The following is a 16121-nucleotide window of genomic DNA, read 5'->3' as shown; positions in this document are numbered from 1 at the left end:
TCCATCAAATTCAAATTGAATAACATTAAAAGTCTGATACTAATAACTTAGAGATTCATTGATTAACTTTGAACATTCACTACAGACGCATTGTTCAGACATTTGTTGTCCTAACGGCTAACAACTTTTCCGATTAACGCAAAGAATTCTAAATTAAGTAAATTATACATTATTTACCTATTCAGTGTAAAGTAGGTATAGTTTAACATTTGTGAATTTTCGATAAATTAGGAATTATTTCCTATGAAATACCATTACCTATTACTTGAACATAAAAAACATTTCAATAGAAATACTAAGCTAGATGTAATGGGCGAGAGGAGATTTAATAAGAGTATTGACATACAAATTAGTAGAACATTTAATAAATACTTCAACTATGAAAAAAGAGGACTTCGGTAATAACATTTTTTTAAACTTGGTGGAGACCAACAAAACATGTAAAGGATCTTTTCAAAACGTAATGTAAAAGCAAGTGAATTGATCCACCTAATAATTTTCCAAATAAAATGGATAGCCAATTTGATTTTGTGCAATAATTAAATGCTTACGAAGATAATATTTCGTAAGCACTCTTAATATAAGTGGCATGAATAGATGTATCGTTTAGTCATTAAACTTTTTAAACTATCTATTTCACAATTAACCTCTAATTTTTCCTGTTAAAAGCGGAGGGCTTGCATCTTAGTAAAGAGAACGGGCAGTAGACTTAACTCCCACTTTTTTGTTGCTGGGTAGAGCTGTAATTGCAAGCTTCGCTACCTCGTATTTCTTTCCAATAACTTAAATCCGGTCCAATATATTAAGGTAAGTAAAAACTTAAAATCTTTTGTACAAAAGGTATTGCTAGATTATAACATCAACCCTTCTTGAACAAATCTACACCCTAAGATCAATCATTATTCAATTAAATGGCCCCTTAATGAAAACGAGCGCTGATCCTTTTTACAGAATCGCACTTTAACAGGAGATTCGTTTTCAAGATAATTTTAAAAGACAATAAGATTTTACTAAATAAAGCGATGTTTACTCGATAATTGAGAGATAGAATAAACTGGGTTTAAAGTATTCCGCAATCGGGCGCGATATCCAAGTCACATGTGCAAAATAGCCGGTTATCTGAAATTTTTTAGATAACCGGCTATTTCTTGGGCGTAAGAAGCCGTCCGTTCTAGACAATAGCAATCCACAATAAAAAAGGCCACCCCAAAATACTTTGAGATGACTTTTGCATTTATATATTAGAATAGCTCTAATGCATGCCGGTTGTCGTTTTCAACGCCCATACGTAGTGCTGCTGGAACTTTTGGTAAGTCTGCATGGCTCAGCTAGACTTCGGCATATACTTTACACAGCACGAAATCACTTCAATAATAATCGTGACGAAGTTTTATTTAATTTGTTTACACAGGTGACAATGAGCCTGGTTGAGTAATTGCTCCACTTCAGTTTTAAGTGCTTGATTCGCATAACGAAGTACTTCATCTTCACCTGCTGTAGCTATACGCACATCACTAAAATAAGCATCGATACGGTGCCATCCAACAACACGTATTTTTCGTTTCGCTAACTGTCGCTTCAGATTGAAATAATCCTGTCGTACACTTTTCATTAAATTTTCCACGAAAGGTAAGTAGATCGCTTTCATTTTCAACTGCTCCAATGTTTTATAATCACATTGTAAAGACTGAATCGCTAAATCTAAAATAAGATACTGGTGTAAGAGCTGTCGTTGTTCACCGTTAATCATAACTTTCATCATCTAATCGTGCTGCGTGTATTGTGTGAAATAGAATGCATTTTACAGCGGTTAGAGTCTCCAGTACGAGTTGTTGTAATTCAATATCTAATGCAATGATTGCACCAGTCCATTGTACGTACTTAGCCTCTTGCCACGTAGTAATTGTTACTATTTTATGCTGCTTAAAGGCTTGATTAATTGTTTGTTGCAAGTCCTCTAGCTCCCATTCAGATAAAGTTCGTGGAGCTTCAGCATACGCTTCCCTTTTCCACTGTTTTATTTTTTGTATATGTTCAGGAAGCATCATTGCCGTCCATTTGATTGTTCCTCTATCTTTTATCATAAAACCACTCCTCTTATGCTAAATGACCGCCAACTAATTTATTACGTTTTAAGGCTGTGCCAGCATCAGTAAATGACACCGCTCGTAACAATGCCGTAGCACCGAACTTTCGCCTAATAGAGTCCATTGTGTGCCCTAAGATTTGGCGTTGTTCTTTTTTGACATCAAACAGATCGAGTTGAATGCTGTGTTCCGGCTCAAGATTAGATATACGTACTGAGAGCTGCCTTGCTGGATCACCAGCAAAATGCTCATCGAGTAATTCAAGACAAACATTATACATAACAAGGGTTTCACTAGTTGGTACTTTTATCGTTTTTGATCTTTGGAAACCTTTTGTCATAGCACTACGGCTATAAGACAAACCTAGTGTAATTGTCCGACCGACATAGCCTGCTTCGCGCGTTCGTCGCATAGCGTCCTCACACATTTCAAGTAACGCCACGGATATTTCTTTTCTTGTATGGTAGTCGCGCATTAACATCTGGCCTTTCCCAAAGCTTAGAGCTGAGTTTTTAACTAGAGGCTCTCCAAGTGTGGAAAGGTCAATCCCATGCGCATGGTGGTAAAGTTGATTACCCATGATGCCAAATTTTTTCTCCAATTCATTTAAATTAGCATTTGCTAATCCACCGACTGTTAATATTCCCATTGCATTTAATTTGGATTCCATCTGTTTTCCAATACCCCACATCTCAGATAAAGGACGCACAGGCCAAAGTTTCTTCGGCACATCTTCATAGGTCCACTTTGCAAAACCTGACTTTTTAGCTTCAAGGTCTAAAGCAAGTTTTGCCATCAACATGTTAGGACCCATCCCAATAGCACTCGGGATACGAAACTGATCATATATCGCTTTTTGAATTTCCTTTGCTGTATCTTCAGGAGGTCCCCAAAGCTTTGCTGTTTCAGTTAAGTCCACCCAATTTTCATCGACACTATAAATATGTATGCACTCTGGCGGCACATACTTTGAAATAAGACGAATAATAGCCATAGACATATCGATGAAGAAACTCATCTTCGGTTCAAATAGTTTTATGTCTGGATGCTTTGGTATTTCAAAACGACGATTTCCCGTTTTTATCTTGAATCGCTCCTTCATAGGTGGCGATGCAGCTAAGACAACGCTACCAGGTTGAGTGAAATTAGCGACGATGGCGATTGGAGTTGTCATGACATCTAAACCTTCAAGCATTGCCATACAACTAGCGTAAAAGCTTTTCATATCTATACATATAATGGAACGTTCAGGTAGATTTTCATGCATTAAACGATCCCTCACTCTTTATAGACAACTGAACAATAGACAAGAACATTATCGAAAATAAAAGTGCGCTATTGACTATCTTAATTATTTTGATACACGTGATGACTCCAGATTTTGTACTGCACATCATATTTACTAACTGATTGTGTTGCATCCCTTTTATTAACTGATCTTTCATTATTTTTAATCTCCCCACGCAAAACAGAACGTTTGTTTGTATATATTATACGCACAAACGTTCTGTTTTAGAAGTGGTAATTTTTAGATCAGTCTTTTTAACTCTGAAGCTGATTTAAAGCCCTGTAATTACCCAATATCGTGGAAGTTTCTCAATGGATTCCTACAGCTCTAATTCTTTCTAACACAAATGGTAATGTAAATTTCTCGGGACTTAAGAAAGCGTCAACCAATAGCTCCTGTCACATCATTTCATAACTCATAGATTTCGAACCATAGAAAAGAGCTACGATTATTATCACACTTAACCGAATGCATAATACGACATTAGAACAAACTTAGACTTAATAACGATTTCATTACTTGTTCAGATGCTTTTGCACACTTTCTAAAAACTTGATTCGACTATAAACAGGACCTCCTTCCATAAGCGGATCAACCACATTGACATATACGTGATCGTGTTTAAAGGCATTAATATTTTGGATAATTGGATTCTTCTTCAAGTCTTCGAATGCATTTTCCGCATCTTTGTTATCATTCGAAGAGAATTGCACAAACAAATAGTCTGGATTCATTTCTGCCAATTGCTCGGCAGAGACTGCATCTTGCAATTTAGCCATGCCTATCTGATCTGGCATTTCTAAACCAATGTCATTGTATAAAAAGGGGTTAAAATCTACATTTTTCGCAAAAATGTAAGTTTGCCCTCCGCGAATACGAACAGCGGCTACTTTTTTGCCTTGAAGCTTTTCTTTTAATGATGCTTTTACTGCTTGTGTATCTGTTTTATATTGGGATAGAATTTTTTCTGCCTCACCTTGCTTTCCAGTCAATTCAGCCATTAATTTCAAATTGTCTTCCCAGTTTGTAGAAACGTGCGATACCAAAATAGTGGGAGCGATTTTTTGTAATTTTTCCACTACGCCTTTTTGGAACTTGGTTGAACCTAAAATAACGTCTGGCTCCAATTGCAATATCTTCTCAAAGTTAGGTTGTCTTTTTTCACCAATTGATTCCGCCTTGCCCGTTACCGAAGCAAACATTTCTGGAAACTTTCCGCCCACCGATATTGCCCCTACTGGATGAACGTCAAGCATTACCGCATCTTCCATCGCTTCCATAGCACCAGTAATCACAATTTTTTCTGCTTTTTGTGGAACGGTATACTTTTCACCGAGATACTCAATCGTTCTTGTTTCGCTTGTTCCTGTATTGTCCACCTGAGATTGCGCTGAATCTCCGTTGCTGCTGGAGGTTGAGTTTGATTTGTTCTGTTTGTCTCCTCCTCCACATGCAGCCAAAACAATCATGAATAACGCTATCAAACCAACTAATATAAACTTTTTATTCATTCTTCACCTGAACCCCTCTCAAAACAGTATCCCTATTATAATGATCAATAATATTAATCCCTAAATGCTCACGCAAGGTGACACCCGTATATTCACTTCTGAACAAACCTCTTTCAACCAATTGCGGCATCAGCTTTTCAAAAAACATTTTCAAAGATTTTTCTGAACCACCCGGAATAGCTATAAATCCGTCAATAGCTCCAGCCTCAAATCGCTCAATTATATCGTTCAATACGTCTTCAACCGTTCCAACAGAAACCCAGTGAGCAGACCCGACAACCTCTGGTCTTGTTAATATCTCTTCCACTGTAGGCTGATGATTTATAATATACCGGCGCAACAGCTCAGCATGTGTTCGACTGCGAACTGGCTTATTCGGATCAGGTAGCATATCCGAAGTTACTTGATGATCCAAAGCAAAGCTACTCAAATCAAGACCCAGTACTGATTTAAGCGATGCATGTCTGCGCTCAACAGTCAAATGTGCATGTGCGGCCTTATGTAATTCATGAGCTTCCTCGCGAGTTTCGGCCAAGAAAAAATATAAACCTGGCAAAACTTTTATGGCGTCCGGATCGCGCCCATGCTCGATAGCTCTTCTTCTCAGATCATTTCGCAATTCCACTCCCGATTCAAGGTCTGGCATTGCTGCAAAAATAGCATCTGCTATTGAAGAGGCAAAATTTCGTCCTGTATCCGACGCACCTGCTTGAAATAAAGGAATCGGTCCTGACTTATGGGCAGGCAAAGTAAGCGGTCCCTTAACACTAAAAAACTCCCCTGAATGATTAATTGGAGAAATCTTATCCATATCAGAAAACATACCTGACTCACGGTCAATAACGATGGCTTCATTCGGAAAGCTTCCCCAGAGTTTGCGTACGACCTCAGTAAATTCAATTGCTTTCGCATATCTTTCTTGTGATGAAGGCATAGGTGACTCACCGAAATTTTCGGCACCTTCAATAGAAGTGACAATATTCCAGCCAGCACGTCCGTTACTTAGCCAATGCAAAGACTGAAGCTGTCTAGCAACAACATACGGTGGATTAAAAGTCGTAGAAATAGTCGTAACTAACCCGATCCGCTCTGTTTCACGAGCAATCGCTGCAAATATCATAGTAGGGTCAGGACTGCCGAAATTAGCGGAATCGCCAAGCATCTGTGGACTAACAAAAAGATAATCCGCCCTGAAAAGAAAATCGAGCTTTGACCTCTCCGCCATCTTTGCCAAATCAATGTAAGGGTCAATTGAACCCATTTTTTCCACACCGCTGTCCGGGCGTCGCCAGTCGCCTCCTTTCAACCAAGCAGATAAGACTAATCCAATACATAATTGTCTATTTACAGTCAACATTACCAATCCTTCCTATAGAAAAATAGTTTTGCGCCCATGAAATACTCTGATCAGATGTTACCTCTAGAAGGCTATTAATCAATAATGATTATCATTATCGATTAAAGTGTAGCAAGGTCTGCAACAAATGCAAATACACAAATCACAAATACTATATGCATTATTATCTAATCTAGGTTTTCTGAATGATGATTTAGCCGACATGCAAGATAGAATTGGAAGGAAAGAATGAGACAAAAGGGAAAAAGCCTGACTACCGGTTCATCACCAGTTGCAGGCGTAAAATATAAATCAGTAACTCAATTTATATGATTATCTAAATTATGTAAGTATACAGAGGGAGACACACCAAATTTCTTTTTAAACACTCTACTGAAATATAGCGGATTGGTATAGCCAACACTAATAGCAATATCGTGAATGGGAAAATTGCTTACTTTAAGTAAGTCACTCGCTCTTTCCATACGATAATTGATAAGATAGTCGATTGGGCGAAATCCAGTATGTTTGTGAAAGAAATAGGAGAAGCGCTTGGGACTCATTGCATGCAGCTCCGCCAATTCGTCGAGTGTCAACGGATTCATATAATATCGGTGTATGTATGCAATAGCCTCCTCTATCACCCTTTCACTTGGAGAACTACCACTCTCTCGATGTTTACACCCTACCAAAACTTGATGCATGACACTTAAAAATAACTCCTTAACCCGAAGCTTTCCAATACCGCTATGTGCATTAGCATTCTGATGAAGCATGATAAGTAATTCTAGCACTCTCGGGTTTGCTCCCGCTTCCAATTTGAAATGAGAGTCACATTCACGACCGCCATATACTTCGTCTAACTTGTCAAATCTATAAAACAATAAATAGTACTCGTACTCTGATTGACTTATAACTTGCGCGTCCAGTAGCATACCTGGGGCCACGTGAATTACTGAGCCTGGTTGTAATTCATAGACAGTTCCATTCACACTCATTCTAGCTTCTCCACGAATTACAAAAAGAAATCCATACCGGACAGCCTTAAATTCACTTAGTATACTTTTCGGCTGGATGACTAAACGGTGAACACCTTCTATATCATAGAAACCTCTAGCAAATATCTCGGCTAATTTATCCAAATCTATCATGATAATGCACCTGCTCCCTATCCAAACATTGTACATCTTGGTTACTTTCATTAATGCCAAACAACAAATCTATTTCTCGAGATAGCAGCCTAACCATTATTTGTTGGGGATCACTCCGGCTACACACAAGTAACCAATAGATAATTGTCTATTTACAGTCAATATTGCCCCCTTTCTTTATTTTGCTCCCATAAAATACTCTGATTTGATGTTACCTAGAAGACTATAGTTAATAATGATTCTCATTGCTAACTATAGTCTAGCAAGGACTGCAACAAATGCAATACACAAATCACAAATGCTATATGCACTATTATCTAATCCAAGTTTATTGAATGATGATTTAGCCGATATTATAAGAGCCTTGTTAACTTCCCACATACAATTTCCAGTGTTTAATTTCTTCATCACATTGTATCTCGATTTTAAATCGTCAGCCCTTATATAACACTTATTAATTCCTTACATATCATCTCTATTTCTTGTGAAAAGGATTTTACTTGAAAGGCTTCTGAATATAATTTGTTCTCAGATAAAGCTTCTACTTGTTGTAACTTTTCTTCATAGATTTGTACAAAATGATCCAGCGTTGGACTTTTCAATTTCAAGGAATTAGCAATCCCTTGAATGATTTTCACACGATAGTAATCCTCTTTTGGCATTCTAGGAATATCCCATTCCCCGTCATGATTTTTAAAAATCCTTCTAAGAGGAACTGCTGAAAAATCAAAGTATCGTCCTTCTTGATTTGGTATAGAAAATGGATCAATTAATAAGGATGCATAGCGAATATAGAGCAGATACTCTTGATGTATGGGCTCAAGTTTGTTAAAATCCTCTATTTCTTGTCTAGCTATACTTTCTGGCTGTAATGGATAATTATCATCTACCATAAATTTTAATAGATTTAGAGGTTGAATATTGAAGTGTTTTACAATCGCCATCATTTCTTTCCAATAATTTAATAAATGACGAATCATTGTATAAGTAATGGGACCCTCAGGATAAAGCTTATACGCATACTTTGTTATTTTCTTTTCGTCAAATATTGCTTTTAATGAAAAATCATTCATAAATAAGGGAGGGTGCACGTATAAAGAAATATTTCTTGTTTCTGCCTCAAGAGGAGATGCTACTTTTTTCAAATGAATCCCTAAATGATTAAACAATTCAGATAATTTATCTAATCTATCCGATTTTGAGTAAGTTGAACCAATATAAACTGTTTTCTTTACTCCTGTCGTCAATACTTCATTTGATGGAATTTCCCCTAACCATCTAGTATCTCCATAATATGTTGAAAAACTAATTACCTCAGCCTGGGGAGATAAATTCTTTAGGAAATTAGTTATTAAATGACTAGAGCCAAATGTAGGCGAAATTAATATAAAGCAGCTAGCCTCCTCCAACACTTTGGTATCGATTTGTGCTAATACTGATATATACGAATCTGTAGTAACACTAAGTACAATGGTATCCCAGTTTCCGGAAATTGTATGATAACCCTTAAAAAATGTATCAATAGTACATTTTCCTGCAACAGACTGATGTTGTATATTTTGTATATATACCTTAAGTGCAAGTTGATGCTGAACGATAGTCTCAAAGAAAATTTTGGAACGTAAAGATTCTCGACCAGCAATAGCTACTTTACCATTATAATAATTCTTGAAATTCACAGCTAATTGAATTACCGTGGGCCCTGTTCCTAACAATAAAACCTTATTAAAATAGGTCATAATCTTCTCCTCATCTATTTATCATTGTACTTTTCGATATAAAATAACATCAAATACACTTTGAGGGTGAATAATTTCCTCTACTATATGCCATTTGGTTTCGTCTACTTTTTGCATTGGATAATTAAAAAGAGACTTTAAACCATTTCCATAACGCATAGCAATAAGCACATCTTTATTTGTTAAATCATATAATTGTTCTAGTATGTCATATTTATAGCTAACCGTTGAACTAAATATAATATGACTAATCTGTTTAATAACTGCGAGTTCCCGTACTGATTTATTGTCAATTTGAATTGATAAATGACTTCCTATTTTATTTACTACATGTTTTCCCAACTGAATCGCTTCATCATCAATATCAATTCCAAAAACTTCTGCACCTGTTCGTTCCGCAATCATTAATAAAGTTATAGGAAAAGATCCGGATCCTACCAAGAGTACCTTTGACTGGTTGGTGATTTGAAAACCTCCAAATTCTTTTTCAATGAAGTTTTCTATGTTAAGAAAATAATTAGTGATTTCCTCTTGTCCATGACTTAATAATAAAGCTCTATATTTTTCCATGATTTGGACGCAAATAGAAGAGTTATTTCTTAGATTCTCGACTAATGATACTATTTCAATTGATTGATCTAAATTATTCCATTGTTTTTGATTGTCATGATTAATAATAAAGGTAGAATAATCATCAATTATTCCACACAACTCTGAATACTCAACTATTAAATGATTGTTATTTTGATTGATAAATAACTTAAATTTTTTATCAAAGTAATGTAATTTATTAAAAAACACATCTATATCCATAACTTGCCTCACTCCTATGTTTGAGGATTAAAGTTCAATATATGCGGTACCCTTTAATACTATTTCAACGCTCCCTGCTATATGAAAGTAACTATTTAAACAAAAGCCGAGGCTTGGACAAGAGTGTTTCAGCCAACAAAAATACCGAACTATCCACTAAAACGCTCATGAAGTGTTTCGGAATAGTTCGGTTTTTCTATTTATCATGTTTTGTTAATTTAGATATTATTTGGCTTTATGAAAGAACCTGTTAGTTATGTCTCAGCCTCATTTTTGTTTAAACGCATATAATATAATATTTTTTATAGGTAGTTTAGTGGATTGGAAAATCAATTTCTAGAGAAAAATTAAGATAAGTATTGAGGCTTGTTTGATTTATCACTTAAAAAACACGAACATATATTTTTTGAATTAAAAATTTCCCTTCATCACCGGCGAGGCTGCGAGCACGATACTACCGGGTTGCTCAAAATTGCCGATAACTGCAATAGTATCTTTCAAGACATCTAAACCTTCTAGCATTAAAAGCATTTCATTCAATACAGAGAATGTCCTTGTGCGACAGATTGTCGTAATTCAATATCACCCCACGCTTTCGATGTGTAACGGGCATTATTGCTAGAACATTGTTAATAATAAACGTACGCTTTGCCTGCCTCGTAAAGCAAAATGCTGTAAAAGAATCACCAACAATCTTTATGATTTTCACACGTCTTTTCGTAATGACACCTGACTTGGCTACATACATCATGCTAACTACCTGTTGACGCTGCATTACTTTTATTAAATGTTCTTTCATCCTGGTTGCTCCTTTTCACTAGCTCGGTTATATGCAGTGAGCACAACAGAGCTGTTTTCTTAAAAACAGAACGATTGTTTGTATTTTTAATCATACGCACATACATTCTTAATTAGAAGAGGAAATTTCAGCTAATTTTAAGGAGTATTTAGAAGATAAATAAATCAATTTCGCTTTGGCGTAATTGTTGCTGTCGCTTCGCTTTCGCACAGAAAGCATTACTGAATGAAGATAGTGGGCGTTCGTGTAGGCCTAAAATAGCTTTGTACATATTCTGTGCTTAAGACATGTAATCAATTATGTCTCGGCATAATTGCGTCCGGAATCAGCTGAGAGAAGTTAAAAATTAATTAGAAAGGATGTAATTATTAGCTCGAATATTGACTATACTTCAACATCAACACAGTTCACTTTTGATGTAAATGACAGCACTCTTTTTAAAAAAGATGATCGGAATTTTATAAATATTCTAGGTGTAGAACAATTAAATACGTTAGAAAATATATCCCTGCTCGATATTTTTCTAAGTAAGAGTAAAGTGATAGAGCCTCATTATCATCAAAATGCAGCAGAACTTGTTTATTGTATTTCTGGTGCTGCCATTGTTTCTATATTTAATCCCTTTACAAAAGAGATTAAAAACTATCCTATCGAGCCTGGTCAAGTCGCCAATGTACCGCGAGGATGGTGGCATTATGAAATAGCTACTGAAAATGACACGCATTTACTGGCTATTTTTGATGCTCCTACACCTGAAGTTATTTTAGGTTCAGATATATTGAAATTTACACCTTCCAATGTTATGGCTCACACGTATTGTTTAGATGAAAATCAGTGGAAGAAAACAATCGCGCCTATTGTACCATCAACATATATCGGTCCACCTAAAGACTGCAACCGTGTGAAATCAACTTCTGAAAAGCAAAAAGATCAAAAGGAGCAAAAAGATCCTCATCATAAACATAAAAATAAGTATAGACCTTCACGATTTATGAACCCTTATCCGCCATATCCATATCACTATCCAAATATGAATCCTTATACGAATCCTTATGGCTCATATTATTAATCAATAGTAAAAAAATGGAAAATATGAATCGACATCAAAAGCTCTACACCTTTCATCGCATAAAAATAAATAAAAAGGAAAATCTATAGTTTAAGTCATAGCTTCGTTATTACTAAAAGAGGTGTAGAAAATGGAATTATTTCCAGTGATCCATACAAATTTTTGGGATGCTGTAATAGCGGTTCCAGCTGTGTTAATTATTACGCAGTTAATTAAGGTGTTCATGCATATTCAGCCTAAATATGTTCCCGCGATTGCCCTTGCTATTGGCTTAGTTATTTCTATCTTCATTAGCCATAGACATAATCTTGTTGCTGGAATATTTATGGGCTTTTTTTATGGTTACGCAGCTATTGGAAACTTTGCTGCATTAAAAACAACCATTAATAGCTTTAAAAGCAAGAAATTAAAGGAATAAACTCTTTATTAGCTCACGATAATTGAGATTTGAGATGGGGTTTTTTAAACGTTGATTGGTTTTTAGTCAGACCTGATCATTTTTCCGGTGACCCGATCACTTTTGAGGGTTACCTGATCACTTTTTCCACTGACCCGATCACTTTTGAGGGTTACCTGATCACTTTTTCCACCGACCCGATCACTTTTGAGGGTTACCTGATCACTTTTTCCGTTGACCCGATCACTTTTGAGGGTTACCTGATCACTTTTTCCACTGACCCGATCACTTTTGAGGGCTACCTGATCACTTTTTCCACTGACCCGATCACTTTTGAGGGTTACCTGATCACTTTTTCCACTGACCCGATCACTTTTGAAGGCTACCTGATCACTTTTTACGGTGACCCGATCACTTTTGAGGGTTACCTGATCACTTTTTCCGTTGACCCGATCACTTTTGAAGGCTACCTGATCACTTTTTTCACCGGCCTGATCTTTTCTCTTGAATCCGAGTGGTTTTTTGGCTGACCTGAGCGGGAAGGCCCTTTTATTGTAAAAAATGATTAGAATTTCATTTGTTAGCACATCCTAATCTCATAATTAATGAACGAGAGTTAGGATGTGAAACTATGGAATTGGTAAATGAAAATCTAGCAACATTACGATTTAAGGAAATTTTTAAGCTTTGGACACAGATCGGCGCTAATAATGGCTATATAGCTTCAAATCATGCATTTTTCAAGCACGCAGTTAATAAAAATTTGAAGGCGATTATCGTGGATTATGTACAATGTTTAAAAGATGAAAATAAACACCTAACAGCGGTATTAAAGGAAAATGGGGTGCTTGCTCCCACTACATCAATCGACTACAAAAAGTTGGAAATGAAACATATACGAGGGAAAAAAGCTATTAATGATACAGAAATCAGCACCATTTTATCAATGAATATTGCTTCTTCACTTATTTCAGTCAGTCAGGCCTTTGAAATATCTGTTAAGAAGAAGCATACTGCAAAATATGGAGAACTTCATATGAGATATGCCATACTTGGCGCAAAGCTAGTACGGCTTAGTAATGACAAAGGCTGGCTACTAGCTCCTGCTACAAGGTAATGTTAAGAAGCTCTCGTTTCAATAAAACGAGAGCTTCAATGTTTTTTACTCATTATCGGCTTCTTACGAACAATAGCTTGTACCATTGATTCACGATGAACGGTAGCACGGACAAGCTATAAATAAAGCCTAATTGTGCGATACTTAATGTAGCAACTTCAAACACACCTGTAAGCACTGGAATAAACAATACTGCGTGTAAACTTAAAAAACCGATTAAAAATGCAAGCCAAGTATATTTATTCGAAAATAATCCAATGACAAAGATAGATTCTTTAGCTCTTGAGTTAAAGCCATGCACTAATCGTGACAAGCATAATGTTGTAAATGCCATAGTGCTCGCCGTTAAAGTATCTCCCGTGGACAATCCGATTTCAAAGGCAATAGTTGTAGAAATGGCAATAAGTAATCCTTCGAGTACCACTTGAGTAGTAAATGCTTTATTTAATAGTGGTTTATGAATATTTCGGGGCTTGTCCTTCATTGTTTTTTTATTATTCGGCTCTAAACCGATTGCAATCGCCGGTAAACTATCTGTTAGTAAGTTAATAAATAATAGATGCACGGGCGCAAAAGGAACTGGTAAACCTAATATTGTTGCATATAAAACAACAAAAATGGCACCTGCATTCCCCGATAATAAGAACAAAATAGCGTTTTTAATATTCGTATAGATACTCCTACCGTTTGCAATTGCCTTAACAATCGTTGAAAAATTATCATCCGTTAATATCATAGAGGAGGCATCTTTTGCTACCTCTGTGCCGGTGATGCCCATCGCCACACCAATATCAGATTGTTTTAGGGCAGGGCCATCATTAACACCATCTCCTGTCATGGCGACGACATGCCCTTTTTCCTGCCACGCTTTGACGATACGAATTTTTTGAACCGGTGTTACTCGGGCATAAACGGAAAAATCTTTAACCTTTTCTTGAAGCTCCTGATCTGTTAGGCCTTCTATTTCATGACCTTCAATCGCTTCAGAGGGATCATTTAAAATTCCAATTTGATTGGCAATAGCCGTTGCTGTAATTTTATGATCCCCTGTAATCATCACCGGTTTGATACCAGCTTTTATACATTTTTCAACTGCATCTTTAGATTCTCTTCTTGGCGGATCCATCATGGCGACTAAACCAACAAAGATTAAATCTTTTTCAGCCCTTACATCGATTGCTTGATTTCCCTTTATCTCTTTGTAGGCAACTGCTAGCACTCTCAATCCATTCATAGAAAAATCGCGATTTACCGCTTCGATTTTTTGGCGTTGTTGTTTTGTAATATTAACTATACCTTGTGAAGTTTCAATTTTTATAATTTTAGGAAGAAGGACATCTAGTGCTCCTTTTGTAATCAAAATAGATTGCCGATTGATAGTATTTACAGTACTCATGAGCTTTCTATCTGAATCAAAAGGGATCTCGGCCACTCTTGGATAATGATCTCTTACTTGTAATTCGTCAAAACCATATTGCTTCCCTAGTTTTACGAGTGCAATCTCAGTAGGATCACCGATTTCCTTATCATCTCTTCCTACAGCATCATTACATAATATTGCCTTTAACATAAGATCTTTTTCAACTTTATTTCCAGTGTATAGCTGATCATGTGGAATCACTTTTTCATCCACATAGACCTCTTGAACAACCATTTTATTTTCAGTTAATGTTCCTGTTTTATCTGAACAAATGACAGATACACTTCCTAGACTTTCAACAGCATAAAGCTTTCGAATAATGGCATTTTGCTTTGCCATTTTTTGTGTCCCAAAAGCTAACACAATGGTAACAATCGAGCTTAAGGCTTCTGGAATTGCTGCAACGGCAAGTGAAACGGCGAACATAAACGATTCTACTAGCGCACGGCCTCTAATAAGATCTATCGTAAAAATAGCTAAACAGATTATTGTAATCCCTAAAGCTAATTTTTCTCCGAAATGATCTAAGCTTACTTGTAACGGTGTTTTCTTATCTTTCGCAGTATCTAGCAAATTTGCAATTTTGCCGATTTCAGTCTGCATTCCGATAGCCGTAACCATGACAATACCACGACCAGTTGTCACATAGCTTCCGGAGTATACCATATTCTTTTTATCAGCAACCGTTACATTGCTTTCCTTAATAGCATCAATACTTTTCGCTACAGCAATTGATTCACCCGTCAGCGAACTTTCATTAATATGCAAATTATGACTTTCTAATAATCTCCCATCTGCATTAATATAATCGCCAGCCTCCAAATAAAGAAGATCTCCAACGACTAGATCTTCTGAAGAAATCTCTATTAGTTGATTGTTTCGCATTACTTTGGCAATTGGGGAGGTTAAGGCTTTTAAATTATCCAAAGACTGTTCTGCCTTAACATGCTGTACAGTACCTAGGATAGCGTTTAATATGACGACAATCATAATCACGACAGTGCTTCCTACTTCTCCTAATAAAAATGAAACGAAAGCAGCTATGATTAAAATAATGACTAATAAATCTTTAAACTGTCCAAAGAAAACGGCGAATGCACTTGTTTTTTTTCCTTCTTCTAATACATTATAGCCGTATACTTCTCGCCTCTTTTGAACGTCATAATCACTCAGTCCTTGATCTGTCACGTTCAAAGTTTTCATCACTTCAGCTGATGATTGTTGATGATATTCTGACATTCGATTCCCCCTCCATTTGAAATTATTAGACAATCATGCTAATTCAGTAACTGTTATTATTAGTTAATAAGTTAGATTCCCATCAGTAGACCCCTTTGAATTACCTATCTTAGGCAGAGAGAAAATTATATATCCTAAAAATAGTATTGAATCAT

General features: G+C 36.2%; 14 protein-coding genes. 4 read left to right on the top strand and 10 right to left on the bottom strand.

From position 1 onward, the window contains the following. Window positions 1–1390: 1390 nt before the first annotated feature. The 9 genes from ACFVT8_RS05205 to ACFVT8_RS05165 form a co-directional block, all read right to left on the bottom strand. Window positions 1391–1762, bottom strand: coding sequence for a YhjD family protein (locus tag ACFVT8_RS05205; protein ID WP_387081567.1), 372 nt, complete (start codon window positions 1760–1762; stop codon window positions 1391–1393). Beyond that, entirely contained in the window at window positions 1743–2084 is a 342-nt protein-coding gene (locus ACFVT8_RS05200) for a YolD-like family protein (protein WP_387081569.1), read from the bottom strand. Before ACFVT8_RS05200 ends, ACFVT8_RS05205 begins: the two co-directional genes overlap by 20 nt. Window positions 2085–2097: 13 nt before the next feature. Continuing rightward, window positions 2098–3354, bottom strand: coding sequence for a Y-family DNA polymerase (locus ACFVT8_RS05195; protein ID WP_387081570.1), 1257 nt, complete (start codon window positions 3352–3354; stop codon window positions 2098–2100). A gap of 536 nt (window positions 3355–3890) precedes the next feature. After that, window positions 3891–4886 carry an ABC transporter substrate-binding protein gene (locus ACFVT8_RS05190; RefSeq protein ID WP_387081572.1) on the bottom strand — a complete coding sequence of 332 codons (996 nt, stop codon included), beginning with the start codon at window positions 4884–4886 and terminating at the stop codon, window positions 3891–3893. Next, window positions 4879–6240 (bottom strand): NtaA/DmoA family FMN-dependent monooxygenase, encoded by a 1362-nt coding sequence (locus ACFVT8_RS05185; RefSeq protein ID WP_387082531.1) that lies wholly within the window; start codon window positions 6238–6240, stop codon window positions 4879–4881. The genes ACFVT8_RS05190 and ACFVT8_RS05185 overlap by 8 nt, the downstream gene beginning before the upstream one ends. A gap of 302 nt (window positions 6241–6542) precedes the next feature. Continuing rightward, complete coding sequence (locus tag ACFVT8_RS05180; protein WP_387081573.1) at window positions 6543–7373, bottom strand: AraC family transcriptional regulator; 831 nt, start codon at window positions 7371–7373, stop codon at window positions 6543–6545. 440 nt (window positions 7374–7813) lie between these two features. Further along, window positions 7814–9112, bottom strand: coding sequence for an opine metallophore biosynthesis dehydrogenase (locus tag ACFVT8_RS05175; RefSeq protein WP_387081575.1), 1299 nt, complete (start codon window positions 9110–9112; stop codon window positions 7814–7816). A 21-nt stretch (window positions 9113–9133) separates the two neighbouring features. Next, a complete protein-coding gene (locus ACFVT8_RS05170; protein WP_387081577.1) occupies window positions 9134–9925 on the bottom strand; it encodes a nicotianamine synthase family protein in 792 nt (263 codons plus the stop codon). Window positions 9926–10457: 532 nt separating this feature from the next. Next, on the bottom strand, window positions 10458–10724 hold the full coding sequence (locus ACFVT8_RS05165) for a transcriptional regulator (protein WP_387081579.1): 267 nt from the start codon (window positions 10722–10724) through the stop codon (window positions 10458–10460). Window positions 10725–11091: 367 nt separating this feature from the next. Between ACFVT8_RS05165 and ACFVT8_RS05160 the strand changes: the two genes are divergently transcribed. The 4 genes from ACFVT8_RS05160 to ACFVT8_RS05145 all read left to right on the top strand — a co-directional run bounded on the left by ACFVT8_RS05160 (window position 11092) and on the right by ACFVT8_RS05145 (window position 13307). Then, window positions 11092–11793 (top strand): cupin domain-containing protein, encoded by a 702-nt coding sequence (locus ACFVT8_RS05160; protein WP_387082532.1) that lies wholly within the window; start codon window positions 11092–11094, stop codon window positions 11791–11793. Window positions 11794–11923: 130 nt separating this feature from the next. Continuing rightward, the gene (locus tag ACFVT8_RS05155) at window positions 11924–12211 is read left to right on the top strand and encodes a hypothetical protein (protein ID WP_387081580.1); all 288 of its coding nucleotides are present in this window, start codon (window positions 11924–11926) and stop codon (window positions 12209–12211) included. Window positions 12212–12240: 29 nt separating this feature from the next. Continuing rightward, window positions 12241–12720, top strand: coding sequence for a hypothetical protein (locus ACFVT8_RS05150; RefSeq protein WP_387081582.1), 480 nt, complete (start codon window positions 12241–12243; stop codon window positions 12718–12720). A gap of 101 nt (window positions 12721–12821) precedes the next feature. Further along, entirely contained in the window at window positions 12822–13307 is a 486-nt protein-coding gene (locus tag ACFVT8_RS05145; RefSeq protein WP_387081584.1) for a DUF3231 family protein, read from the top strand. A 52-nt stretch (window positions 13308–13359) separates the two neighbouring features. On the opposite strand, the gene ACFVT8_RS05140 is transcribed toward ACFVT8_RS05145, so the two are convergent. Continuing rightward, entirely contained in the window at window positions 13360–15966 is a 2607-nt protein-coding gene (locus ACFVT8_RS05140; RefSeq protein WP_387081586.1) for a cation-translocating P-type ATPase, read from the bottom strand. Window positions 15967–16121: the final 155 nt, after the last annotated feature.

This window comes from Lysinibacillus sp. NPDC058147 (genome assembly GCF_042884205.1).
GTDB lineage: Bacteria > Bacillota > Bacilli > Bacillales_A > Planococcaceae > Lysinibacillus.
The sequence above is the reverse complement of the archived record's forward strand: the minus strand, read 5'-3'. Positions and strand labels throughout refer to the sequence as shown.